Here is a 24669-nt window from a genome sequence, read left to right as displayed (position 1 = left end):
AGGAGGAATCGACAGAATGGATTCTGTGCCGACGATTGTTGCCCGGTATATCGACGCCTACAACAGGATGAATGTTCAGGCGATGCTCGACTGCCTGTCGGGCGACGTTCGGTTTATCAACAGATCGAACGGAGAGACGACGAACGAAACGCACGGGATCGAGGCATTCCGTGCGCTGGCGGAACAGGGCGTCCAGTTGTTTGCTGAAAGAGAACAGACGATCCTCGACTGTATCGCGATAGACGACCGTGCAGCCGTGCGCATCGGCTATCGCGCCAAGGTCAAGACCGACCTGCCCAATGGCTGGAAGGCCGGGCAGGAGATCGAGATGACGGGCACCTCGTTTTTCATGATCTCCGAGGGAAAGATCAGCGAGGTGATTGATGCAAGCTGAAGTTTTCATTGGCTCATCTCCCGCGACCACGAAATTGCGTTGACGTAGATTCCGAGCGGATTGGCGCGCAGGCGCTCGGCATTGCGAGGCGGCTGAATCACGATGGTCAGGATCGCGGTCCAGCGTTCGGTCGTGGAGAGTTGGCCGTTCTCGAAATGGCGTTCGGTCCACGCCACTCGGAAGCTGTTGGGGGACGCGCGGATGACGCTCGAGACCTCGACGGCGACCTGCTGACGGCCGACGCGGGTGAACGGGTCGTTGGCGCGGGCGTAGTCGTTCAAGGCAGCCGCGCCTCGATCCGTGGTCCACTCATAAGCCCGAAGCCAATTCTGGCGGACAATGATCGCATCGGCCGGGATCGCGCGGACCTGCTCGATGAAGCGGCCGAGGTGGAAAGCGATTTGCGGGTCAGTCGGGCGATAGTCGGCTAGGGCCGGCGCGACGGTCTGCGCCTGCCCGAGATTATCGACCTGAACAACCCAAGGCACCACGGTCCCGCGCGCCGACTGCCAGACCAGCGCCGAGGCGAAGCCGGCCGAAAGGATCAGGGAGCCGAAGGCCATGAGCCGCCAGTTCCTTGCCTGCACGCGGGCAGAGCCGATGCGCTCGTCCCACGCCTGCGCGGCCTTCTGGTAGGGCGTCTCGGGTTCGGGTGATTTGCCGTAATGAGTTGCGGGTCGTTTGAAGATGCTCATGAGCGGTCACTTTCGGAAAGGTTGACGGAGGAACCGGAGCCGTGGCTGTCGCCGGAGCGGACGGCATGGGCTGTCATGGCGGTGCCGTGGTTGAGGGCCTGCCGGCGCTGCATCCGCTGCGCCCAAGCCGGGGGACCATCGGGGGAAGTCGGCGGCGCGGCGGCCGGGGCGGCGCTCGCGCCGCCGACCGTGCTCATGGTCGAGCTGCCGCCAGTCGCGCCGAAGCCGGCCTTTGCGCCAGCGGAGAAGCTGGACTTGACGCTTTCGCTTGCTTGGGATGTTGCGCTGGAGGCTGCGCGCTTGAGCGGCGAGACGGCGGCCGAGCCTGCCGCTCGGGCGACACCGCCGAGGCCGGAGGCAACGCCCGCCGCTCCGGTCTGGCCGAGCGAGCCGAGGTTATAGGCAGCGGTCGCCGCGCCCGCGGCGGTCGCGCCTCCCCGAACGGCCGCGGCTCCACCGGACAGGGCAGCAGCACCACCTTTGGCGGCGAGCATGGCCCCGCCGCCAGCGGCGACGCCTGCACCTGCGACCGCAAGGCCGGTTCCCACGGCTGCGCCCGCGCCGAGTTGCGGGCCGCCAGAGACGATGCCGTTGGCGATACCGGGACCGAAGATGCCGAGGCCGAGCAGAGACAGCGCGGCAAGCACAATCGCCATGGCCTCGTCGATGGTCGGGGTTGCCCCGCCGAAACCGGCCGTGAATTGCGAAAACAAGGTGCTGCCTATGCCGATGATGACGGCGAGCACCAAGACCTTGATGCCGGACGACACCACGTTGCCCAAAACCTTCTCGGCCATGAACGCGGTCTTGCCGAACAGGCCGAAGGGGATCAGCACGAAGCCGGCCAGCGTGGTCAGCTTGAACTCGATCAGCGTCACGAAAAGTTGGATCGCCAAAATGAAAAACGCGAGCACCACAAGCGCCCACGCGAACAGCAGGCACGCGATCTGAATGAAATTCTCGAAGAAGGCGATCCAGCCCATCAGGTCGGAAATGGAATCGAGCAGCGGCCGGCCGGCATCAAGGCCGGTCTGCGCCACGCGGCCCGGCCGCATCAGATCGGAAACGGAAAAGCCGGTACCCGACGCCATGAGGCCGAGGCCGGCGAAGCTCTCGAAGACGATGCGGGCGAGGTTGTTCCAGTTTGAAATGATGTAGGCGAAGACACCGACAAACAGGGTCTTCTTGACCAGCCGCGCGATAATGTCGTCATCCGCGCCCCATGCCCAAAAGAGCGCGGCAAGCGTCACGTCGATGACGATGAGCGTCGTGGCGATGAAGGCGACCTCGCCGCCGAGCAGCCCGAAACCGCTGTCGATGTAGGAGGTGAATACGCCGAGAAAATTGTCGATGACGCCCGTGTTGCCCATGGTCAGCGCGCCTCGCTGCGGTCACGGCCGAGGAAGCGGTCGCGGGATTCAGCCCATGCGGCGAGGCAGTCGGTGTCACTCGCCGCCGCCTCGCCGAGCTGCTGGCAACGGCGCAGGGTTTCGCGCAGGGGATCGGCCGGTGGCTGGAAGGCCGACGCCGGGGGTAGCACGGAAGGTTCGTCCTTCCGCGCCATGTCGATTGCGGTCGCCGTGACGGCGATGGCGATGAACACCACGGCCCCGAGCCGGGCCAGCATCTTGCCGTCCATGGCGAGCCTCCCGTCAGTTGTTGCCGTTGAACATCTGCGCGTTGCCGGGCTGGTATCCGCTGCCCGGCGTCAGGAACCGTTCGCGCTGGATGCGGCCCTGCTCGGCGGCGGTCGCGCGCTCTGCCTCGGTCAGCGCGTCGGCGCGGCCGTTTGCCGAGATGACCGCGATTAGGTCGGAAAGCTGCTGCGACTGGAGCGCGAGAAGCTGGTTGCCGGCCTGCGTCGCCTGCAATGCCCCGGTCGCGCCCTGACTCTGGCCGACAAGCGCGGCCATCTCGGCGCGGTTGCTGTCGATGTTGCCGACCGCACCCGCCTGAACGCGCATCGCGTCCTGCAAGCCGCCAACGGTATTCTCCCAGCGGCCGCGCGCATCGGCGACAAGCTGGGCTTCGGTCGCCGAAAGCGAGACGTTGCCATATTGCTGCTGGAACGCTTGGTCGATCTGCCCGACCTCGAACGCGATGTTCTGCGCTTGGCCGAGAAGCTGCTGCGTGCGCTGGACGTTCTGCTGGAGCTGCTGGAGCGAGGAATACGGCAGGCTCGCCAGATTGCGGGCCTGATTGATGAGCATTTGCGCCTCGTTCTGGAGGCTGGTGATCTGGTTGTTGATCTGCTCCAGAGTGCGCGCTGCCGTGAGCACGTTCTGCGCATAGTTGGACGGGTCATAGACGATGCGGCCGAAACCGAATTGCGCATGGGCCGGGCTTGCCAGCATAGGCGACAACGCGACGGGCACGGCGAGCGCCAGCGCGAGGGCCGAGGCCCCGACGATCTTGGAATAGGTCATGGAAGAATCTCCTGTGTGGGGTGGATATCCGGCGCGGCCGGCGCGGCGGATTCCGGTCGGTCGGCGAGATTGGTGAGGTTCGGGATCAGGTCGGCAGCCCAATCGACGCCGCGCGCCTGTAGCCATGCGGCGAGGAAGCCATCGCGGCCGTGTTCGGCGACAATCTGCGCGATGAGCGTCTGGTCGGATTTGGCGGATGCGGCGCAGAGCGCGAGGCCGACTTCGGACAGGCCAAGCTCGAACAGGCGATTGCCCCTGCGGCTTTGGCAGTAATAATCCCGCTTGGGCGTGGCCCTTGCGAGGATTTCGATCTGCCTGTCATTGAGGCCGAAGCGGCGATAGATGGCCGTGATCTGCGGCTCGATGGCGCGCTCGTTCGGCAGCAAGAGCCGCGTCGGGCAGCTCTCGATGATGGCGGGCGCGATGTTGCTCCCGTCAATGTCGGACAGGCTTTGCGTGGCGAAGATGACGCTGGCGTTCTTCTTGCGCAGCGTTTTCAACCATTCGCGGAGCTGGCCGGCGAAACCCTCGTCGTCCAGCGCGAGCCAGCCTTCATCGATGATGAGAAGCGTCGGCCGCCCGTCGAGCCGGTCGCCGATCCGATGGAACAGGTAGGCGAGCACGGCCGGAGCCGCGCCGGTCCCGACCAGCCCCTCGATCTCGAACGCCTGCACGTCCGCCGATCCCAAATGCTCTGTCTCGGCGTCGAGTAACCGGCCATAGGCCCCACCGACGCAGAACGGCCGGAGCGCCTGTTTCAGATCGTTGGATTGCAGCAGCACGGCAAGGCCGGTGATGGTGCGTTCCTCGACGGGGGCCGAGGCCAGCGAAGTCAGCGCCGTCCAAAGATACTCTTTGACCTCGGGCGTGATGGTTAGCCCCTCGCGCATGAGGATGGCGGCGATCCAGTCCGCCGCCCATGCGCGTTCATAGGTATCGTGGATGCGGGCAAGCGGCTGGAGCGAAACGGACGTCTCGGCCCCTTCCGTGAGGCCGCCGCCCAAATCGTGCCAGTCGCCGCCCATGGCGAGCGATGCGGCGCGGATCGAACCGCCGAAGTCGAAGGCAAAGACTTGGCTGGCCTCATAGCGCCGGAACTGTAAGGCCATGAGGGCGAGCAGCACGGATTTGCCCGCGCCAGTGGGGCCGACGACAAGGGTATGGCCTACGTCGCCGACATGGAGGCTTAGCCGGAACGGGGTTGAGCCTTCGGTCTTTCCAAAGAGCAAAGGGGGCGCACCGAAATGCTCGTCCCGTTCCGGCCCCGCCCACACCGCCGATAGCGGGATCATGTGGGCGAGATTCAAAGTGCTGATGGGCGGCTGACGGACATTCGCGTAGGCGTGTCCGGGCAGGCTGCCGAGCCATGCATCAACCGCGTTGACGCTCTCGGGCATGGCGGTGAAGTCGCGGCCCTGAACGATCTTCTCGACCAGGCGCAGCTTCTCGTCGGCAAGGCGCGGGTCGGCATCCCATACGGTGACGGTCGCCGTGACGTAGGCCATGCCCGCCACGTCCGCCCCAAGCTCCTGCAACGCCATGTCGGCGTCGAGCGCCTTGTTGGCGGCGTCGGTGTCCACAAGCGCGGACGCCTCGTTTGTCATGACCTCTTTCAAGATCGCGGCGACGCTCTTGCGCTTGGCGAACCATTGGCGACGGATGCGGGTCAGCAGCCGGGTTGCATCGGTCTTGTCGAGCAGGATCGCGCGGGTGCTCCACCGATATGGGAACGGCAGCCGGTTCATTTCGTCGAGCAGGCCCGGCGTCGTCGCGGTCGGGAATCCCACGATGGTCAGCACGCGCAGATGCGCGTCGCCAAGGCGCGGCTCCAGCCCGCCGGTCAAGGGCTGGTCGGCGAGCAGCGCGTCGAGGTGCATGGGCACCTCGGGCACGCGCACACGATGCCGGTTGGTCGAGATGGTGGAATGGAGATAGGTCAGCGTCGCGCCGTCATCCATCCAACGGCACTCGGGCATGAAGCCGTCAAGCAAGGCCAGCACGCGGTCGGTGCGGTCGATGAAGCCGCGCAGGACTTCCCACGGGTCCACCCCCGTTTTCTCCCGGCCCTCGTAGAGCCATGCCTCAGTGCGGGCGGCTTCCTCGGCCGGGGGCAGCCAGAGGAAGGTGAGGAAGTAGCCGGACACGAAATGCGCGCCCGCTTCCTCGAAACCGGCCTTACGCTCGGCATCGACCAGCGCCGACGCGGGATCGGGAAAGGTGCTGTCGGGATAGGTGGCGGCTTCGCTACGCTGCGCCTCGACGAAGATGCTCCAGCCGGAGCCGAGGCGGCGCACGGCATTGTTGATGCGGCCGGCGACGGCGACTAGCTCGGCCGCGACGGCGGAATCCAGATCGGGACCGCGAAACTTCGCCGTCCTCTGGAAACTGCCGTCCTTGTTGAGCACAACGCCCTGACCGACCAGCGCGGCCCATGGCAGATAATCAGAGAGGCGCGCGGCGGTGCGGCGGAATTCGGAAAGGTTCATCATGGCTGCACCCTCAAACCGCCAAATGACCGGGGATGCGGAGATGCCGCCGCCCGACCTCGACAAAGAGGGGATCGCGCTTTGCCGCCCATACGGCCGCGAAGTGGCCGATTGCCCAGATGGCGATGCCGATCAGCCAGAGGCGCAGGCCGAGGCCCACGGCTCCGGCCAGCGTTCCGTTCATGATGGCGATGGCGCGCGGAGCGCCGCCGAGCAGGATATGTTCGGTCAGCGCCCGGTGAACCGGGACCGTGAAGCCCGGCACGGCGTCCAGTTGCTCGAACGCGACGGCCATCAAACGAGCGCCCCGCCGCCGAACGAGAAGAACGACAGGAAGAAGCTCGACGCGGCGAAAGCAATCGACAGGCCGAACACGATCTGGATCAGACGGCGAAAGCCGCCGCTGGTGTCCCCGAACGCGAGGGTCAGGCCGGTGGCGATGATAATTATCACCGCGATAATTTTTGCGACGGGTCCCTCAATGGACTGAAGGATTTGCTGAAGCGGTTGCTCCCACGGCATCGACGATCCCGACGCATGGGCGGCCGGGGCGAGCATGAAGCTGATAGCAAGGGTGGATGCGGCGGTCGCGGCGAAGCGATAGCCGCGCGAAATCGTGCGGATCATGAAGATTCTCCTGTGCTGGTTTGGATTGCGGGGGTGATGCGGTAGTCGCCGTCCGGCCCCAGCCCTTCGACGCGGGCAAGCTCGGCAAGCCGGCGCGCGGAACCGCGCCCGGAAAGGACAGCAACAAGGTCGATTGTCTCGGCGATCAGGGCGCGCGGGACGGTGACGACAGCCTCTTGGATGAGCTGTTCAAGGCGACGGAGCGCACCGATGCCGGTGCCTGCATGGATGGTGCCGATGCCGCCGGGGTGTCCCGTTCCCCACGCTTTCAGGAGGTCGAGGGCTTCCGATCCGCGCACCTCGCCGATGGGGATGCGGTCGGGGCGCAGGCGCAGCGAGGAACGCACCAGATCGGAAAGCGTCGCCACGCCGTCTTTCGTCCGCATCGCCACTAGATTGGGCGCGGCGCATTGCAGCTCGCGCGTATCCTCGATGATGACGACGCGATCCGCCGTCTTCGCCACCTCGGCGAGCAGCGCATTGGTCAGCGTGGTCTTGCCGGTGCTGGTGCCGCCCGCCACGAGGATATTTGCGCGGGAGGAAACGGCCGCGCGTAACGTCGCGGCCTGATCGGTGGACATGATCCCCGCCGCCACATAGTCGTCGAGGCTGAACACGGCGACGGCGGGCTTGCGGATGGCGAAGGTCGGGGCGGCGACCACGGGTGGCAGCAGGCCCTCGAATCTTTCGCCAGACTCCGGCAGCTCGGCCGAGATGCGCGGGCTGCGGGCATGAACCTCCGCGCCGACATGATGCGCGACCAGCCGAACGATGCGTTCGCCATCGGCGGCGGACAGGCGCTCGCCCGTATCGGAAAGCCCTTCGGACAGGCGGTCGATCCACAACCGCCCGTCCGGGTTCAACATCACCTCGACCACGGCCGGGTCTTCGAGCAGCCGGGCAATGGCGGGGCCGAGCGCGGTGCGCAACATGCGTGCGCCGCGCGCAATGGCTTCCGGTCTTTGGTGGTTGGTGGTCATGTCGGCCCCGGCTTCTTGCGGGGACGCGACAGGCCATCCCCGGATCGGGGTCGATTAAGAGAGGCCGAAATCTGGCCGGTTCAACAAGTATCTAGCTGCGTGCGGTGATCGGCGGCGAACGGCGGTAAATAGGATGGGTCCGAATACTTATTCTTGATCGCCGTTGCTCTCGGACTCGTCCGGCAACGGATCGTCGGGAAGTGAGTCGAGGTCACGCGACAGCTCTTTGAGGAACCTGTCGCCCGTCGCCAGACGCCGTCCGAGATTCTGCATGAAGCCCTCAAAGCGCTCCGCGCCTTTGGCGCGGGCAGCGGATTGTGCGGCTCCCGTAAGCGGCGGCGTGAGGGTCATCCAGAAATGGATGAACTGCGCGACCGCCTCGCCAAGGACGGCGAGATCTAGGTCGAGCGTGTCGATCTGGCGGCCGAGCTTGTCCAAGCGGCGCGACATGGCGGCTTCAAGCTGGTCGGCGGAATCGCCGGACAGGTAGGACATGACCGCCGCCTCAACGATGGCGGATTTCGAGACATTGCGGCGCAGCGCCACCGAGCGGCGCAGCGCCATCGCCTCGATCTGTGGAATGAGCGCGGGGTCGAAATAGAGATTCAGGCGGGTTCTGGTTGCCATGGGCGTATCCTCAAAGGTCGATTCCATCATCGGGGTTCATCGCCACCTGCCGCGCCACCATCCTCATGCGCTGGCGCATGGCACGGGCCTTGGCCGCGTCAACGTCCGGCTCGTCGTCCAGAAACTCGAACTCCTGTTCGGGGGATGGCGGCGGGGCGACGATTTCCTCATGCTCGGGCAATTCCGGCTCGCGGCGGATGCCCGCATTGGCCGGATCGCCTTCGGCCTCGCTTCCGCACGTCGCGGAACGGCTTTCCGCCGCGACCACGCGGCCGGACCAATCATCGGCGGATGGGCTGGGCGCCAGCGGAGCGGCGACCAGATCGGGCGGGGTCAGGATGCGTTCCTGCAATCGCGCATCCTCGAAATAGCGCGCCTTGATGGCGCGGATCGGCGGCGTGCCCGCGACCATGACGATTTCGTCGGTGGGTGGAAGCTGCATGATTTCGCCCGGCGTGAGCAGCGGCCGGGCCGTCTCCTGCCGCGACACCATCAAGTGACCTAACCACGGGGCTAGGCGGTGCCCTGCGTAGTTGGTGGAGTCGCGCAGCTCGGTCGCCGTGCCTAATGCGTCTGAAACACGCTTCGCCGTCCTTTCGTCGTTCGTGGCGAAGCTGACGCGGACGTGGCAGTTGTCGAGGATCGCGTTGTTCGGGCCATAGGCGCGCTCGATCTGGTTGAGGCTCTGCGCGATCAGGAAGCCTTTGATTCCGTAGCCCGCCATGAAGGCGAGCGCCGATTCAAAGAAATCGAGCCGGCCGAGCGCCGGAAACTCGTCCAGCATCAATAGCAGCCGATGGCGCTTGCCGGAGGTGGTCAATTCCTCGGTCAACCGCCTGCCGATCTGGTTGAGGATCAGGCGGATAAGCGGCTTTGTGCGGTTTATGTCGGACGGCGGCACGACAAGGTAGAGCGTGACGGGCTGGCGGCTGCCGACCAGATCGGCAATGCGCCAGTCGCATCGCGCCGTCACCCGCGCCACCACGGGATCGCGGTAGAGGCCGAGAAACGACATGGCGGTGGAGAGCACGCCCGACCGTTCGTTCTCGGATTTGTTCAACAGCTCGCGGGCCGACGACGCGATGACGGGATGAACGCCCGCCTCGCCGAGATGCGGCGTATCCATCATGGCGCGCAAGGTCGCCTCGACCGGACGGCGGGGATCGGACAGGAAGTTGGCGACGCCCGCCAAGGTCTTGTCCTTCTCCGCATAGAGAACATGCAGGATCGCGCCGACCAGCAGCGAATGGCTGGTCTTTTCCCAATGGTTGCGCTTGTCGAGACTGCCTTCGGGATCGACCAGAATATCCGCGATGTTCTGCACGTCGCGGACTTCCCATTCCCCCTGCCGCACTTCGAGCAGCGGATTGTAGGCGGACGATCTGGCGTTCGTGGGATCGAACAGCAGGACGCGGCCATGCTGGGCGCGAAAGCCGGCCGTCAGAGTCCAGTTCTCGCCCTTGATGTCGTGGACAATGCAGCTTCCCGGCCATGTCAGCAGCGTCGGTACCACCAGCCCGACACCTTTGCCGCTGCGAGTCGGGGCGAAGCACAACACATGCTCCGGCCCGTCATGGCGCAGATAGTGCCGGTCGTATCTGCCGAGCACCACGCCATCGGGGCCGAGCAGACCGGCGGCGCGGATTTCGCGATCCTCCGCCCATCGCGCCGAACCATAGGTGGCGACGTTGCGCGCCTCCCGTGCCCGGATGATCGACATGAGGATGGCGGCGGCGATGGCGATGAAACCGCCGGACGCCGCGATGATGGCACCTTCGACGAAGATTGCGGGCGCATAGGCGTCAAACGAAAACCACCACCAGAAGAAGGCCGGCGGATAATAGACCGGCCAGCCCGCCAGCTCGAACCACGGATTGCCAAGCTGGAGCTGGAAGCGGAGGCGGAACGCCGTCCATTGCGTCGCTGCCCACACCATCACCAGAACGATGGTGAAGACGACAGCGATTTGACCCCAAAGGATTCGGCCTCCGCGCAATGCAGGCTCCAGTCGGCAAAAGAAACGGAGCCGATCAGAGAGTAGGCAAAACCGGACAGGCAACAGGAAAGGGGGTGCGGGAGGGCTACCGGATACTATCGGCGGCAAATAGGACGGGTTGCGTTCACCGCCATCCGGCCGGGTGATCGCCGCTGCGCAACTGGCCGGGCGAATCGCCGCAACGCCTCATATTGTTTGCAAGGTTGAGCAGGTTTTTCAGGGTGGCGCTGCGATTGAACGGCGACCAGACGGCGGTGAACGCAACCGGCTCTGGCTCATCGGCGAAAGGCAGGAAGACGATGCCGGACGTGGGCAGCAGCGCCGTAGCTGCTCCGACGATGGTGATGCCGAAGCCCTGTCCGACCATGGACAGCAGCGCGCCACGCCCCACGTCGAAGCGCAGGATTGACGGCGCGGGCCAGCGCCCGGCATGGCGCAGCACGATATGGCTATGAACCTGCGGACCTGTGCCGCCATGCCGGACAAGAAACGTCTCGCCGGCCAGATCGGCCCATGTGACGGCCGACTGCCCGGCGAGTGGATGCCCATCCGGCAGCACGGCAACCAACTGTTCGGTCCAGATCGGGTGGGTGTGGCAGTCTGGCAGCTCGGGCGTGCCCGCGACAAACACCACGTCCAGCCGGTCGGCGCGAAGCTGCATCACCGCTTCGCGAGCTGTCCCTTCCGTCATCTCGACTTCAACGCCGGGATGGTCCTCGCGGTATTGGCCGATCAGCTTTGCGAGGAAGCTGTGCGGGATCAGGGCATGGATACCGATACGAAGCCGGCCGCTTTCTCCCGCTGCCGCCATGCCGGCGGTCTTCACTGCATGGTCCAGTTGATCGACGCCGGCCGCTATCCGCTCGACGAAGTGGTGTCCGGCCTCGGTCAGTCGGACGCCGCGCGCGTGACGCTCGAACAGAAGGATACCAAGGTCTTCTTCCAGCGCCTTCACGCGGGCGCTGACGCTGGATTGCGCCACGCCGAGCGCATTGGCGGCGTGGCGGAAGTTCAGATATTCGGCGACGGCGAGTGTCTGGATCAGCGATGCGAGGGGGATACGCGATCCGAGCGTGGTCGGCATACCCCATGGGCAACCATCCATCGGTGCTGATCGCCGCCGCATCGCTCAAATGCCACTACAGTGCTTTGTTCCACGCCGTAGCAGACGCAGGTGCTTGGCTCCCTTAGAATGACGCATTGGATTACCCCTCCTACTATGTCGCCTACTGCGCATAAGTGACTTGCATGATGGAAGTTACACCATTATGGATGTGTCATGCAACGAACAAGCTTTCTGTCATTCGAGTGTCCCGCAGCCCGAGCGCTGGAAAGCGTCGGTGACTGGTGGAGCATCCTGATCCTGCGAGACGCCTTCCAAGGGCTTAGCAAATTCGATGAATTCGAGAAGAATCTCGGTATTTCCGCGAACATTTTGGCGAGGCGATTGAAGCATCTCACGGCGGAAGGACTGTTTGAAAGGCAACGATACAATGATCATCCGCCTCGATTTGAATACGTCCTTACCGACAAGGGGCGAGATTTCTATCCGGTAGCAATCGCCCTGTTCGCATGGGGGAACCGGAACCTTGCGCCCAATGAAATAGCCATGCGCCTTGGTGACAAGAAAACCGGACAGGAGAGGACCGCCGTTATCATCGACGCGAATACAGGAGAAGCAATCACTCCCGAAAACACCGTTCTTCTGGCAGGCCCCGCCGCAACAGAGGAAACGATGCGCGTCATAAATCGCATGAAGCGAATAAGCTCAGAAAAAGAAACGGAATAATCCAATGCGCCGAATTGTTGTAACCGGCATGGGTTTAGTTGGCCCCCTTGGTTCTGGCACTGAAATAAGCTGGAAAAGACTCCTCGACGGGAAATCGGGAATCAGGAATTTGCCTGATGAAATCTCCAATGATCTACCGGTGAAAATCGGGGGAATCGTTCCCAGCCTGATTGAAGATTCCGAAGCCGGTTTTGATCCAGATTTAATCGTTGACACAAAGGATCAACGAAAAATGGATCGCTTCATTCTGTTTGCACTTGCGGCCGCGAAGGAGGCTCTTGAAACGGCAGGATGGCATCCCACGAGCGACTACGAACGTGAGCGCACGGCGACAATTATCGCCTCTGGTATAGGCGGGTTTCCTGCTATCGCTTCGGCAGTTCGCATAACGGATACACGGGGAGCACGGAGGCTCTCACCGTTTACCGTGCCGTCGTTTCTTGCCAACCTTGCAGCAGGACACGTTACCATCAGGCATGGATTTACAGGCCCAATTGGCACGCCTGTAACCGCCTGCGCTGCGAGCGTTCAGGCCATCGGAGACGCCGCGCGGCTGATACGCTCCAACGAAGCCGATATCGCTCTGTGCGGTGGAGCAGAAGCGTGCATTGACAAGGTTAGTCTCGGGGCATTTGCTGCCGCGCGAGCACTATCTACCGGCTACAATACTACACCTGAAATGGCGTCAAGGCCGTTCGACACCGAGCGCGATGGTTTCGTAATGTCCGAAGGGGCGGGTCTGATCGTCATAGAAGAATTGGAACATGCCCTTGCTCGGGGTGCCAAACCCATAGCCGAATTGGTAGGATACGGCACAAGCGCTGATGCACACCATGTGACTGCCGGTCCAGAGGACGGTCGAGGCGCGGCCCGTGCAATGAAAATCGCGCTACAAAGTGCCGGTTTGAAGCCCAACGATGTTCAACATCTGAACGCTCATTCAACCTCCACCCCCGTAGGGGATCGAGGAGAAATAGCCGCGATAAAATCCGTTTTTGGCGATCATGATGTAGCTGTAAGCGCCACGAAGTCAGCGACGGGGCACTTACTCGGTGCCGCTGGCGGCATTGAGGCGATCTTCACGATACTCGCCTTACGGGATCAAATCGCTCCCCCAACGAGAAATTTGGAGAGCCCCGATCCTATTGCCGTAGGTATCGATCTGGTTCGCCAATCTGCACGGCCTGTTCTCATGGAACATGCCATTTCCAACGGATTCGGCTTTGGCGGCGTTAATGCAAGTGTCGCTTTCCGGCGATGGCAATAACAGTCCCGGACGGTGCTTCCGCGACCACTTCGGCTCACGCCCTCGCTATCCGTGGCAGTACTGAATTCGTGCAGACCTGCCGGCCCATGTCGTTGGCGAGGCTGAGCAGGTTACGAAGCGCCGCGCTGCGGTTGGACGGCGACCAGACAGCCGAGAAGGCGACCGGCTCCGGCTCGTCGGCGAAGGGCAAGAAGACAATGCCGTTTGTCGGCAACAGCGCCGTGGCCGCGCCGACGATGGTGATGCCGAAGCCCTGTCCGACCAAGGACAAAAGGGTGCCACGCCCCACGTCGAAGCGCAGGATCGACGGCGCAGGCCAGCGCTCGGCATGGCGTAGCATGATATGGCTATGAACCTGCGGTCCAGTGCCGCCATGCCGGACAAGGAACGTCTCGCCTGCCAGATCGGGCCATGTGACGGCTGACCGCTTGGCGAGCGGATGCCGTTCCGGTAGCACCGCCAAGAGCGGTTCGGTCCATGTGCGACGGGAATGGCAGTCGGGTGGTTGGGGCGTGCCCGCGACGAACGCCACGTCCAACCTGCCGGCGCGAAGCTGCACCACCGCTTCACGGGCCGGGCCTTCGGCGATCTCGACTTCAACATCGGGGTGATCCTTGCGGTATTGGCCGATCAGCTTTGCGAGGAAGCTATGCGGAATCAGGGCATGGATACCGATACGAAGCCGGCCGCTTTCTCCGGCTGCCGCCATGCCGGCGGTTTTCACCGCATGGTCGAGTTGGTCAATACCTACGGCTATCCGCTCGACGAAATGGCGTCCGGCCTCGGTCAGCCGAACGCCGCGTGCATGACGCTCGAACAAGAGGATGCCGAGGTCTTCTTCCAGTGCCTTCACGCGGGCGCTGACGCTGGACTGTGCAACGCCGAGCGCATTGGCGGCGTGACGGAAGTTGAGATATTCGGCGACAGCGAGAGTGTGAACTAAGGTCATCATTGGCACTCGCCCCGAAAGGAGATGATTGCTCAACGGATTTAATCCGTCATTTCTCGTAAGTCTACGCATACCAATTCGCCATGACTCAATCACAATGAAGTTGCGAAAGGTCTGCGTAGTATTGGCAGACATATTAAATAGAGGATCGCGCCGAAAATCCAAACCCAACCGTTCCATGCTCCTACGGTGGCAGAATAGAGTGCCGTGAAGCCAAGCGGTCCCGCGATAGAGCTTAGATTGGTGAGGCTTGTAAGCGTTCCCTGTAAAGCTCCTTGCTTGTTACTGCTGACATTGTTTGAAAGCATTGCCTGCAAGGCCGGCATGCCAACACCTCCGGCGGCAAGCAGCAACAAAATCGGGAACACCATCCATCCCTGCGTGGCAAAAGCCAGAAGAATGAAGCCAGTCGCATCCGCAGCCATGCCAAACAGTAGCGTGCGCCGTTCTCCAAGCCGGCTTGAAAGAGGGCCGGTAACAAACGCCTGAAAAATCGCGTGTGTTGCTCCAAACGCCGCGAGCGACAAGCCAACGGTCGTGGTGTTCCACTGAAAACGATCCTCGCCATATATGACCCATAGGGCCGCAGGGACCTGGCCGATCAGTTGAATAATGAAGAAAACTGCGAAAAGGGCCACTAGCCCGCGCAATGCATCATCCAGCCGGAACAGAACGAATGGTTTGATGCGAACCGGCTTTCCGGTCTCGCCATCGCCGCGACGAGTCTCCCTGAGGAAAATGCAGGCTAGCAGGAACGCGAAGCCGTTGAGAAGGGCAGCGGCGATAAACGGAGCATGGGCAGAAATACCACCGAGCATACCACCAAGTGCTGGCCCGGCAATCATGCCTGCCCCATAACAGGCCCCCATGTAGCCGAACCAGCGTGCGCGAGAACCTTCCCCCGTCGAATCCGCAATGGTTGAGGCAGCTACAGCTCCGGTTGCGCCCGTGATGCCGGAGACGAGCCGGCCGATATAGAGCACCCATAAGACCGGCGCTGATGCCATAATCGTGTAATCGACTGCGGCCCCCGCAAGGGAAGCCAGAAGCACCGGACGCCGACCGTAAGCATCTGAAAATTGTCCAAGCACGGGCGCGAAGATGACCTGCATCAACGCATAGAGTGACAGCAAAGCACCATAGTGACCAGCGACCTGCTCCGCCGGCACAAGCTCGCGCAGAAGCGTCGGAAGGACCGGCATGATGAGGCCGAGTCCCATGGCGTCGAGACTGACGATCAGCAGGGCGATGATGGCAGAGCTGCGCACCTGAAACTCCAGCGCCGCTCAATGCGAGCGACTTTATCAATGATAAGGACATGGACATAGAACTTATCGGTGATAAATTGTCAAGCGTTGGCGAAGGAACGTGAATGACCAAACTGGACAAGGGCACCGTGATCGCAGCGGCGCTGGAGCTGCTGAACGAGGTTGGCATGGACAACCTGACGACGCGAAAGCTCGCTGAACGCCTCAAGGTTCAGCAGCCTGCGCTTTACTGGCATTTCCAGAACAAGCGCGCGCTGCTTGACGCACTGGCCGAGGCAATGCTGACGGAACGCCACACCCGCTCGCTACCCGAAGAGAACGAAGACTGGCGGCTATTCCTGAAAGAGAACGCCCAGAGTTTCAGAACGGCGTTGCTCTATTATCGCGACGGGGCGCGCATCCATGCCGGCACTCGACCGACAGAACCGAATTTTGGCGCTGCCGAGACACAAATACGCTTTCTCTGCGCGGCGGGCTTTGGTCCGAAGCACGCTGTTTGGGCGCTCCGGGCGGTCAGTCACTATGTGGTCGGTTCCGTTCTCGAGCAGCAGGCATCTGATGCCGATGAGAGAGTTCCGGACAGGCCAGATGTGTCCGAGCAAGCACCGTCGTCCTTCCTGCACGATCTGTTTCACGAGTTGGAAACAGACGGCATGGATGCTGCGTTCAACTTCGGACTCGACAGCCTCATCGCTGGTTTCGAGCGGCTGCGTTCATCTACAACAGATTAGAGGCTTATGCCCCTTTGCCGCCCCAACTGCCACGACACCGATCCGCTTTGCACGATGCCGATGACCTCACGGCCGAGCTGGCGGTCGATGACCGGCCGCCACGGGACAAGGGAAATGAGCGGTATCTTGCCGGACAGGATACCGCCATTCACAAGGTTTCGATGATTATTGCGCCGCATCGGAGCGGGCTTGCTTCCAGTCGTCGGCTAGACGACTGGCGACTTCTCGGTGGCAGCATCACGGGATCGAAGGAGCGCCAGCCCCAACGACACCAGCACTGCCATTGCCGTGGCGTAACAAATCACGGGCCACGCTGTATCGCCGTTTAACAGCGTCACCGCCAATGTCCCGACGATACTGACTATCAGGCTTTGGATGCAGAAGTAGAACGCAACCGCTGATCCAGCGATGTCGTCGAACTGCGCAAGTGCGCCGTTGGCGGTAACGGACACCGTGAAGACAATGCCGACCGCGACAACCCACATCGGCAGGATGAAGCTGAAAAATGACGGCGATCCGAAAAGTTGGCCGATCCCCAACAGGATCGCGCCGGAAACGAGCAACGCCATCCCGCGCGCTACGCATCCCGCGATACCCCATTTGGCAACGAAGGACTTTGCGAAGCGGGTTGTCGTGACCATGACCAGCGCGACAGTCGCGAAGGCCAAGCTAAATCCGATCTCGGAATAGCCGGCTTGGCCTATGAGAACACGGGGGGCTGTCGAGAAGAAAACGAAGAATGTGCCCATGCCGGCACTAAATCCGCCTGTGTAAACCCAAAAGGCCGGACTCGCGAAGATCGGCAAAACAGATCGTTGCGTTCTGGCCTGATCCAACGGTCGGGTTTCATGCCACCTGAAACTGGCGTTTAAGAGTGCGAGCGAAGCCAGTGCAGCCAGTGTGATGAAGATCGCCTGCCATCCCCAAAACTCGCCGATCAGCGCACCGGCTATAGGGCCGAGCGCAGGCACGAACGCCAGCATCGAACTGAAAAGGCCGTAGATGACGGCACCTTCGGGACGATTGGCATATACGTCGCGCACGGTCGCGAAGGTGGCCACCAGCATGGCCGATGCTCCAACTGCTTGAACCAGACGAAACGCAACAAAGGCTAATGCAGTTGAAGAACAAGCCGCTCCCAGAGACGCAGCAACGAAAGCCGTTGCGCCTACAAGCAGGATCGGCCGTCGCCCGACGCGATCGGAGAGTGGCCCAAAGATCACTTGGCCCACACCGAGCATCACCATGTAGAAGCTCAACGTGAGTTGGATTATGGATGGAGTCGTGTTCAGGACGCCCGGCATCGCCGGAACGACTGGAAGATAAATATCCATCGCCAGCGACGCGAGGATGTCGAAGGGAGCCATAAGCAGCAAGGCTGCCGGCAGCGTATAGGCCCACGCGGGGCGTGTGGTGGTCATGACGAATCAACCGCTCGATTAAGGATACCGGGCAGCGTCTGCTCGTCAGCAATCAGATGGGATTGGTCTTACAGAGCGCCGCAACAACAATTCTGATGTTGCGGCTTACTTGTCTGCTGACTTGGAATTTCCCATGCTGATGGCTCCACGATTACGAAATTGAATAGCAGCTCTTATCGAATTATTTGTTGCGTTGCAATGCGGTATCGTTGGCTCCTATAGCCCCAACCCCCGCTGCCGCCCTAACTGCCACGACACCGAACCGCCCTGCATGATACCCGCGACCTCGCGGCCGAGCTGGCGGTCGATGATCGGCCGCCACGGGACAAGGGTGAACTCGTGGCTCTTTTCCACGATGGCGAACTTGCCGCTCGTTAGCTGGACAGTCCCGGTGAACTTGCCGCTGACACTCTCACCATCCTTGGCGGCGCGGAACGGCAGCGCCTTGCCCTCGGCCATCTCCGCACCGGCGCGCGCAACTTCCCGCTCGCGCAGGGTGGCGAGAAGATTGCGCCGGTAGAAGATGCGGCCGTCCCTGTTGCGCGTAGCGTCGCGCTGTTCGATATGATGCTCGCGGCGCTGGTCCATGGCTTCGCGGACCTGTTGCCCGAAGCCGGTCGGCGCAAGGTCGGCCGTTTCGCCATGGACCAATCGCCGGTCCAGCCATGTCGCGCCGTCCGAACGTATCTGCCTTTGCAGATCAACCGGGGAAAGCACGCGAACGCTGGCCTGCCGGTCGCGGCCGGCATCGTAATCAGCCGCGTGGCTGACCAGATCATCTGGGATGCGCCATTGGTCGGCGTCGATGCGCTCGACGATGCCGGCCCGGCGCAGCGCCTCCAGCCGCCGGACATGGGCATCGATATAGCCCTCATAGTCGCCGCCGGGAACGCGGCCCTCGAATTTCGCCTGCTCCAGATGACGGCTCGGCCGATAGATGCCGTCCTCGGCGATGGCGGTGATGCTGCGGTCGGACGGTCGGGCTGCCGCCTCGGCCGGGCCGATCTGGACGACACTGCCGATGCGGGCGTCCTCCAGCCGCTCGGGCGCGATGCCGGCAATGTGGTGTGTGCGGCCGTCGATCCCGTCCACCACGATTGTCAGGTTCTCGCCCAGCTCGTCGGACAGGTGCTTGTCCACGACGCGGCCGACGATGGGCGTCTCGGGCGCTCCGTCATGGATTTGGAAGCTCATGGGATCGCGTTCGCCGCCCTGCGGCCCAAGCGCCTTGTGCATGGTGCGGATAATGTCGCCCCGCTCGCCCAACTCGCGCAAGACCGGTTCCATGTCCTTGCTCAATTCCCAAACACCGGGCGCGTGCTCGGTCGCCAGCCCCATCTTCTCCAGCTTGGCGAGCCTGCGCAGGCGTAGCGTTCGCTCGAACTGCCGCCTCGGCGCTGCCGGCTCGTGGCGCAGGTCGACGAAACGGGCATCGGCTTCCTCGGCCATGGCGCGATCGATGCGGGCGAAACGGTCCTGGTCGATTTCGGCGGACAGCTTGCGGGTCTGCTCAATCTCGGTAACGGGGCCGAGTTCCAGACTGGCAAGCTCGCTGGCGCGCTCGCGCAGGCCGTTGGCGAGATAGTCGCCGTTGATGACTAGATCCCCGCCCGTATCATCGCGGCCGTTGACGATGACATGCACATGGGGATGGCCGGTGTTGTAGTGATTGACGGCAACCCAATCCAGCTTCGTGCCGAGGTCGCCTTCCACCTGTTTCATGAAATCGCGGGTGTAGGCCGTGAGGTCCGACAGCTCCGCGCCATCCTCGGGCGAGACGATGAATCTGAATTGATGGCGGTCATCCTGACCACGATCAAGGAAGGCGTCGCCATCGGCGCGGTCTTCATGCGCCGAATAGAGCTGGCCGCGTTCGCCGTCGCGCGAGGTTCCGTCACGCTGGACATAGCGCAGATGCGCGCGGGCACGGCCGCCCTTCCATGCGGCCCGGACGCTGCGCTGCTTGACGATCACGCGGCGGCTGCCCGGCTGGCGATGATGCCAGTTGCCGGATATGTTCCGGGCGCGCACGAAGCTCGCGCCCCGGCCGCGCTTCACGCCCTTGCCGCTGGCGGCCATGGCGCGAGACCGCCCCGGCGATGACGGGCGCGCGGATGACGGCATGGAAGGATCGCGTGAGGCTGCCGCCTGATGCTGGCGGGTGATCTTCCTGACCTGCGTGAAAAAGCTCTTGGTCTTGCCGGCCTTCGGCGTGTCGGATCGGATGCGGCCGGGCTTCGGACGGAAGCGGTTTTCGTCGTCGGCGCTCAAGGGCACGACTCCAGCCCAAACCGCCGAAAAACGGCCGATCTGCGCCTATGGTGCCGCTCGAAACCCTGCAAAGCCAAGGCTTTGCGCAAAATCGCGGCACGCGGCCCCTCAAAACCATGGTGCCGGAACCGGCCACCTAACCAGTGTGCAGACAACAACAATTTCCAGAAGCGGCCCCATATGGTGCCGTCTTCTTTAATCTTGCCCTCCGCCCTTTCTGCCTTTTCTGCCCCTCCTGCCGGGAATCCAGCCGGGCAAAAACCTGCCTGACTGGACACCGGAATGAGTGCCGCCGAGCGCGGAAACGTCGCCCTCATGGCGTTTCCGAACCGCTTGCGTCGGCGACGAAAATGCCGTCGCCCTGCGACTTTGCATCGACGGCATCGCGCGCCGGAACGGTCGCGCGGCCGTCGCCGGATCGTGCGTCGGACGGCGGCGCGGCGACAGCCCGTGCATCGCCCGGATGCATAACGAACAGCGGTGCTTCGCGCCAATCTGGCGGCGGTGGCGGTGCCGATGACGGCGCTTCGGTTGAAGTCGCGCCGCCGAGGATCGGCGCGAGCGCGGCGATATAGGCCCGCGTCTCGGCCGGCAGGGTCCGGCCGGTCGCTAGATATTCATCGTATCGGCCGGGGCCGGCATTGTACGCCGCCAGCATCGCCGCAACATTGCCGTAGCGGTCTAACATTTCGCGCAGGTAGGCCGTGCCTGCGAGGATGTTGTCGCGCGGGTCGTAGGGATCGCGGCCGAGGCCGTAGCGGACGCGCAGGCCCGCCCATGTGTCGGGCATCACCTGCATCAATCCCGTCGCGCCGGCCGTTGAGACCGCGCGCACGTCGCCCGCGCTCTCGGCGCGTAGCACCGCGACGATCCAATGCTCAGGTATGCCGAAACGCTGCGACGCCTCGGCGATGTGAGCCGCATAGGGATGGGCGGCGGCCGGGCGCTCGACGGGCGCGGATTGCGCGACCGCGACGCCCGATCCGGCGCAAACGGAAAGCGCACCGGCCAGTATCAGCACGGCATAATGCCATGCAGTCCTGTCTCCGCTTCGACACCAGCCTGCCAGCGTGCTCGCTGCGGTCAAGGGCAAGGCGCAAGCGCCGGCCGATGGCCGCCCCTGACCTTCGCTATGCGCGCCGGCCGTCTGGTCGCAGAGCGGGACGAAGGGATGAGACGGCTTTTCCGCGAACAAAGGGATGACGATCTTGAACCGGATGGCGGGCCGGACGCGCGCGGCCGTCATTCCTCGTCCTCGACTTTCCGGGGGTGTTTCCAACGCAGCGTCCAGACCGAAAGATCGTCGTTGGACTGGAACAGCTTGGCGCGGATCGGGAACGGGAAGATCGGTCCCTCCAGTCTCATCGACACGAAGTCGCCGGCATTTTCGCTGGAGTCTTTCCATGCGGGGCCAGCGTCCGGGCCGTCCTCGCTATCGAGGCGCAGGCGATAGTCGGGCGCGTTTTTCATGTCGCTCGGCTTGGCCGGGACGATGAACAGCTTTTCGTGGAGGCCGAACGAATGAAGCTCTCCGGCATAGCCGATTTCGGTGCGGGTGAAGGTGCCTATTTCTGCCATGGAAAATCTCCTGTGATTGGCTTTCGGGGATGGTTTCAGTGCGTCGGCGCGCGCCACTCGTAGCGGCCGACGCCTTCCTCATCGGTCCAGAGCGGGACCGCTCGGCCGATGACGGAAGCTGCGGGGATGGGTCCGAAATAGCGGCCGTCGAGGCTGTCGCGGACTTCCCAATTCATGAGGAAAAGCTGGCCGTCGCCGATGACACGGCAGCCCTGCCAGACGGGCAGATCGCGGCTGAGGCTGTCACGCTCCAGCGCCTCGCCCATCTCGATCCCGTTCATCGTGATCGTGGATCGCAAGCGGCAAACCTGCTGCCCCGGCAGGCCCAAGACGCGCTTCAAGAGCGGGACGCCGCGCGCGATATAGCCGCGCTCGACCATGGAGGCGGCGAGCGGTTCGGGCAGCATGACGGCGACCAGCTCGGGCACGTCGAGCGCGTCGGCCGGCTCGACGGTGTAGAAGCCGATGGGCGCGCTGGCCGTGGCGTTCCAGATGAGCCTCAAAGGCCAATCGACGGCGCTGGCGGCGGCGATGCCGAGGACGGCGAGCGCCGTCACCGTGAGGGTGCGGCGGCGCGTCATGGCTCGATCCTTCGGCGGTGAAGCCACTCGGCATGTCGCTCGGGCGTGTAGGCGTGCGGCTCCAGATTGGCGGTCAAACGGTTGTGGACGTGCCGCCAGTGTTCCGGTGCAGCGTCGGCCGGATCGAGGCCGAGCGATTCCACGGCGTCGATGGCGGCAAGCCCGCGCTGCACCTTGGACCAGCTATCGAGGCGCAACAGGATTTCGCCACCGGGGCGGACGAAGGGCAATGTCTGGAACGGCTCGCCGCGACCGATGGCGCGCACAATGTCGATGCGGGAAACGACTGTGCCATGGTCGCCTTTCGCCCATCGCACGAAGGCAAAGACGCTGCCCGACGCGAAGCCGACGACGCTGCGGCGGCGGTCGATGATCTGTTCATAGCTCTTGCGGCCGAACCTGATCCAATGCTCGATGCGGCGTTTCTCGAAAGTCAGCTCGACCAATGTGGTGAAGGGCGCAGGCCCGTCCGGCAGCGGACGGCCGTGCGCGCTGCGATGGGCGCGACGGGTCATTGTGCGTCTCCGGCGATGTGCTGGTGGGGTTGCGCGCGTGCGCTGCGTCAACAGCGTGCGTCATGGCTCGCCGTTCCCGGCAGAACCGGCACCACGCTTCGCCTGCGCGCGCGTCAAAGAAAAAGAGTTAGATTCTCTGTTAGATAAGTTAGCGGTCGGATTCCGCTTTTCAGGCCAAAGCGTTAGCTGCGGTTCGTGCGCCTGATCTGCCGATAGTGATGCGCCTGATGTGCCGATACCCCGTGCGCCTGATCTGCCGATGGCATTAACAGGGTTATCAACAGTGCCTGTTGATGAGTTTTCGGGGCGGATGCGCAGCAACTCGCGGCCGTCCTCTCGCTCGATCTGGAGGCGGTAGCCGGGGAGTTGCTGACGGGCCGCGATGCGGCGCAGGTCAAGCGCGAAGTCGGACGGCCGGGCGAGGCTGCCGGATTTCTGATGAAGGTGCGCGACCTCGAAAATCCAGCCGTGGCGCTGGTGCCCGGCGTGCTTTCTGGCGACGCGGTAAAGCCATCGCTCGATGCCTCCAGTCAGCCGGAAATAAGCTGGGTCGATGGTCAGGACCAGCGAGCGATCAATGACGCTGTTGTAGAACCATTCGGGCAGGACGAACTCCATGCCCTCGACGCGGCCGGCGCGCGTCGTCATTTCCTCCCACTCGTTGATCCATGAGAATTGCCGGCGACGCCAATGCGGGCCGTTGCGGATCGTGGTGGCGATGACGGTGGATTGCAGCCGCGCCAGCGCAGCTTTCAGGAGGCGGTATTGATGATTGCCGGTCGGGCGTCCGATGGCGCGCAACAGATGGTAGGGCGTGAAGCGGACGAAGCGCGACGTGGCGAGGCCGTCATTCTCGGCCGCGACGATCTGCGAGGCCGCCCATATCAGCAAATCGGCGTCCCAAATGGTCGCCATCCCGTGCTCGGGCATCCCGAACACTTGCACCTCTATGTCGGCGGCCTTGTAGAGAATCGGTTTGGTGCGCGGTGTCTTCGCAAGCGAGAAGAATGGCCGCTCCATCAAGTCGCGCTGGTCACGCGGCGGCGCGTCGCCCGTTGCGACCACGAAGGGGTCTAGGCGGCTGCGCTCGCTATCCTCGGCCGGCTGCGCGGGGTCGTGCCCGTCCTCGCGCAGCATCTAGCGGTCGCCCCGTTCTTCGGGGGTGAGCGGACGCGCCGGAAAGACGGTGCCTGCTGTCTTGTCGCGGGTGGATTTGCGTTCGCCGCCCGCGCTCCAGTCTTCCAGATCGCGGACGGTGTAGAGGACACGGCCCCCGACCTTGCGATAGGTCGGGCCCGTTCCGTAGGTGCGATGTTTCTCAAGGGTGCGGATGGATATGCCGAGGAAGCGCGCGGCTTCCTTGGTGCGCAACAGGCGCGGCGGCAGGCCCGCAATCGGGTTGGGCATGGATCACCTCCAGTTGAACTGCCGGGAGCGGCAGCGGTCTGTGGCGAACCATGGCGAGGGACCGGCGGCGCGTAGCGTGCCGCATTTGCGCCTATGCGCTGGCGGCACCCCAATAAGGAAGGTCCGATGGTCAAAAGATGAGGCTTTTCAGCGCGTCATTGTCTGCCGCAATGATTAGGCAAAGACATTCCCGCGTGGGTCGGATAAGAATAGACGCGGAGCAGACGCGCTGCTCTGGGGCTTAGTAACCCCTGACTAGCGGTTGGTGCCGGCCGTGACGGCACCACGATCCTCGACCCTATGGTCGGGGAGCCTATGGCGTATGTCCAAGGCTACCCGCCCAAAGGTCATAGGGCCGTCTAGGCTCAGGACCCATTGATTTAGAGGAATGGGTGTGATTCAGACGGGCGTATAGGAGCCTGACTGATGAGCAATTTGTTTTGGCTGACGGACGAGCAAATGGCTCGTCTTCGGCCCTATTTTCCCAAGAGCCATGGTCGCCAGCGCGTTGATGATCGACGCGTTCTGAGCGGCATCATCTTCGTCAACCGCAACGGGCTCAGGTGGTGCGATGCGCCGAAGGAATATGGCCCGGCGAAGACGCTTTATAACCGCTGGAAACGCTGGGGCGACAAAGGCATCTTTATCCAGATGATGGAAG

General features: G+C 63.2%; 26 protein-coding genes and 2 pseudogenes. 5 read left to right on the top strand and 23 right to left on the bottom strand.

Features of this window, described 5'->3' with window-relative positions:
• Positions 1–16 precede the first annotated feature (16 nt).
• The gene (locus BMZ42_RS00135; protein ID WP_024353836.1) at positions 17–394 is read left to right on the top strand and encodes a nuclear transport factor 2 family protein; all 378 of its coding nucleotides are present in this window, start codon (positions 17–19) and stop codon (positions 392–394) included.
• A gap of 5 nt (positions 395–399) precedes the next feature.
• Here BMZ42_RS00135 and trbF read toward each other — a convergent pair whose 3' ends face one another.
• From trbF to BMZ42_RS00080, 11 genes are all read right to left on the bottom strand, one after another.
• The gene (trbF, locus tag BMZ42_RS00130; RefSeq protein WP_024353504.1) at positions 400–1089 is read right to left on the bottom strand and encodes a conjugal transfer protein TrbF; all 690 of its coding nucleotides are present in this window, start codon (positions 1087–1089) and stop codon (positions 400–402) included.
• Complete coding sequence (gene trbL, locus BMZ42_RS00125; RefSeq protein ID WP_042060253.1) at positions 1086–2459, bottom strand: P-type conjugative transfer protein TrbL; 1374 nt, start codon at positions 2457–2459, stop codon at positions 1086–1088. The genes trbF and trbL overlap by 4 nt, the downstream gene beginning before the upstream one ends.
• A 2-nt stretch (positions 2460–2461) precedes the next feature.
• Positions 2462–2728 carry a putative entry exclusion protein TrbK-alt gene (gene trbK-alt, locus BMZ42_RS00120; protein WP_024353502.1) on the bottom strand — a complete coding sequence of 89 codons (267 nt, stop codon included), beginning with the start codon at positions 2726–2728 and terminating at the stop codon, positions 2462–2464.
• A 13-nt stretch (positions 2729–2741) separates the two neighbouring features.
• On the bottom strand, positions 2742–3515 hold the full coding sequence (gene trbJ, locus BMZ42_RS00115; protein ID WP_024353501.1) for a P-type conjugative transfer protein TrbJ: 774 nt from the start codon (positions 3513–3515) through the stop codon (positions 2742–2744).
• Positions 3512–6004: a conjugal transfer protein TrbE gene (trbE, locus tag BMZ42_RS00110; protein ID WP_042060251.1), complete on the bottom strand. Its 2493-nt coding sequence runs from the start codon at positions 6002–6004 to the stop codon at positions 3512–3514. The genes trbJ and trbE overlap by 4 nt, the downstream gene beginning before the upstream one ends.
• A 10-nt stretch (positions 6005–6014) precedes the next feature.
• Complete coding sequence (locus BMZ42_RS00105) at positions 6015–6296, bottom strand: VirB3 family type IV secretion system protein (protein WP_024353499.1); 282 nt, start codon at positions 6294–6296, stop codon at positions 6015–6017.
• Positions 6296–6628, bottom strand: a complete 333-nt coding sequence (locus BMZ42_RS00100; protein WP_024353498.1) for a TrbC/VirB2 family type IV secretion system protein — start codon at positions 6626–6628, stop codon at positions 6296–6298. Before BMZ42_RS00100 ends, BMZ42_RS00105 begins: the two co-directional genes overlap by 1 nt.
• Positions 6625–7608: a P-type conjugative transfer ATPase TrbB gene (trbB, locus tag BMZ42_RS00095; protein ID WP_091517359.1), complete on the bottom strand. Its 984-nt coding sequence runs from the start codon at positions 7606–7608 to the stop codon at positions 6625–6627. Before trbB ends, BMZ42_RS00100 begins: the two co-directional genes overlap by 4 nt.
• Positions 7609–7755: 147 nt before the next feature.
• Positions 7756–8235, bottom strand: a complete 480-nt coding sequence (locus BMZ42_RS00090; RefSeq protein WP_024353496.1) for a hypothetical protein — start codon at positions 8233–8235, stop codon at positions 7756–7758.
• Between the two features lie 10 nt (positions 8236–8245).
• Positions 8246–10231 carry a conjugal transfer protein TraG gene (locus BMZ42_RS00085; protein WP_024353495.1) on the bottom strand — a complete coding sequence of 662 codons (1986 nt, stop codon included), beginning with the start codon at positions 10229–10231 and terminating at the stop codon, positions 8246–8248.
• Between the two features lie 124 nt (positions 10232–10355).
• Complete coding sequence (locus BMZ42_RS00080; protein ID WP_035302746.1) at positions 10356–11315, bottom strand: LysR family transcriptional regulator; 960 nt, start codon at positions 11313–11315, stop codon at positions 10356–10358.
• A gap of 195 nt (positions 11316–11510) precedes the next feature.
• On the opposite strand from BMZ42_RS00080, the gene BMZ42_RS00075 reads away from it, so the two are divergent.
• Positions 11511–12020 (top strand): winged helix-turn-helix transcriptional regulator, encoded by a 510-nt coding sequence (locus BMZ42_RS00075; protein ID WP_042061242.1) that lies wholly within the window; start codon positions 11511–11513, stop codon positions 12018–12020.
• A 4-nt stretch (positions 12021–12024) separates the two neighbouring features.
• Positions 12025–13287, top strand: a complete 1263-nt coding sequence (gene fabF / locus BMZ42_RS00070) for a beta-ketoacyl-ACP synthase II (RefSeq protein WP_081650885.1) — start codon at positions 12025–12027, stop codon at positions 13285–13287.
• Between the two features lie 34 nt (positions 13288–13321).
• Here fabF and BMZ42_RS00065 read toward each other — a convergent pair whose 3' ends face one another.
• Positions 13322–14239: a LysR family transcriptional regulator gene (locus BMZ42_RS00065; RefSeq protein WP_244523093.1), complete on the bottom strand. Its 918-nt coding sequence runs from the start codon at positions 14237–14239 to the stop codon at positions 13322–13324.
• A gap of 89 nt (positions 14240–14328) precedes the next feature.
• Positions 14329–15504 (bottom strand): tetracycline efflux MFS transporter Tet(G), encoded by a 1176-nt coding sequence (gene tet(G), locus BMZ42_RS00060; protein WP_024353491.1) that lies wholly within the window; start codon positions 15502–15504, stop codon positions 14329–14331.
• A gap of 104 nt (positions 15505–15608) precedes the next feature.
• On the opposite strand from tet(G), the gene tetR(G) reads away from it, so the two are divergent.
• Positions 15609–16235 carry a tetracycline resistance transcriptional repressor TetR(G) gene (gene tetR(G) / locus BMZ42_RS00055; RefSeq protein WP_024353490.1) on the top strand — a complete coding sequence of 209 codons (627 nt, stop codon included), beginning with the start codon at positions 15609–15611 and terminating at the stop codon, positions 16233–16235.
• Here tetR(G) and BMZ42_RS17885 read toward each other — a convergent pair.
• The 10 genes and pseudogenes from BMZ42_RS17885 to BMZ42_RS00010 form a co-directional block, all read right to left on the bottom strand.
• Positions 16232–16348 (bottom strand): annotated as a pseudogene (locus BMZ42_RS17885) (DUF3363 domain-containing protein); the annotation flags it as partial. The gene tetR(G) and the pseudogene BMZ42_RS17885 sit on opposite strands and share 4 nt — an antisense overlap.
• A gap of 93 nt (positions 16349–16441) precedes the next feature.
• The gene (floR, locus tag BMZ42_RS00045; RefSeq protein WP_024353488.1) at positions 16442–17656 is read right to left on the bottom strand and encodes a chloramphenicol/florfenicol efflux MFS transporter FloR; all 1215 of its coding nucleotides are present in this window, start codon (positions 17654–17656) and stop codon (positions 16442–16444) included.
• A 216-nt stretch (positions 17657–17872) separates the two neighbouring features.
• The gene (locus tag BMZ42_RS18195) at positions 17873–19105 is read right to left on the bottom strand and encodes a DUF3363 domain-containing protein (RefSeq protein ID WP_478209656.1); all 1233 of its coding nucleotides are present in this window, start codon (positions 19103–19105) and stop codon (positions 17873–17875) included.
• Positions 19106–19273: 168 nt separating this feature from the next.
• A pseudogene (locus BMZ42_RS18470) lies at positions 19274–19735 on the bottom strand (relaxase/mobilization nuclease domain-containing protein); the annotation flags it as partial.
• A gap of 505 nt (positions 19736–20240) precedes the next feature.
• A complete protein-coding gene (locus BMZ42_RS00035) occupies positions 20241–21173 on the bottom strand; it encodes a lytic transglycosylase domain-containing protein (RefSeq protein WP_091517354.1) in 933 nt (310 codons plus the stop codon).
• The gene (locus BMZ42_RS00030) at positions 21170–21505 is read right to left on the bottom strand and encodes a DUF736 domain-containing protein (protein WP_091517353.1); all 336 of its coding nucleotides are present in this window, start codon (positions 21503–21505) and stop codon (positions 21170–21172) included. Before BMZ42_RS00030 ends, BMZ42_RS00035 begins: the two co-directional genes overlap by 4 nt.
• A 35-nt stretch (positions 21506–21540) precedes the next feature.
• Positions 21541–22086 carry a S26 family signal peptidase gene (locus BMZ42_RS00025; RefSeq protein WP_091517351.1) on the bottom strand — a complete coding sequence of 182 codons (546 nt, stop codon included), beginning with the start codon at positions 22084–22086 and terminating at the stop codon, positions 21541–21543.
• The gene (locus BMZ42_RS00020) at positions 22083–22601 is read right to left on the bottom strand and encodes a DUF2840 domain-containing protein (RefSeq protein ID WP_091517349.1); all 519 of its coding nucleotides are present in this window, start codon (positions 22599–22601) and stop codon (positions 22083–22085) included. Before BMZ42_RS00020 ends, BMZ42_RS00025 begins: the two co-directional genes overlap by 4 nt.
• A gap of 60 nt (positions 22602–22661) precedes the next feature.
• Positions 22662–23738, bottom strand: a complete 1077-nt coding sequence (locus BMZ42_RS00015; protein WP_091517348.1) for a replication initiator protein A — start codon at positions 23736–23738, stop codon at positions 22662–22664.
• Positions 23739–24008, bottom strand: coding sequence for a helix-turn-helix transcriptional regulator (locus BMZ42_RS00010; RefSeq protein ID WP_091517346.1), 270 nt, complete (start codon positions 24006–24008; stop codon positions 23739–23741).
• Positions 24009–24434: 426 nt separating this feature from the next.
• Between BMZ42_RS00010 and BMZ42_RS00005 the strand changes: the two genes are divergently transcribed.
• On the top strand, positions 24435–24669 hold a 235-nt coding region (locus BMZ42_RS00005), incomplete at its 3' end, for a transposase (protein ID WP_139207812.1).

Source organism: Aquamicrobium aerolatum DSM 21857, from assembly GCF_900113935.1.
In the GTDB taxonomy this organism is placed as follows: domain Bacteria; phylum Pseudomonadota; class Alphaproteobacteria; order Rhizobiales; family Rhizobiaceae; genus Aerobium; species Aerobium aerolatum.
This window is presented reverse-complemented; position numbering and strand designations above follow the sequence as displayed.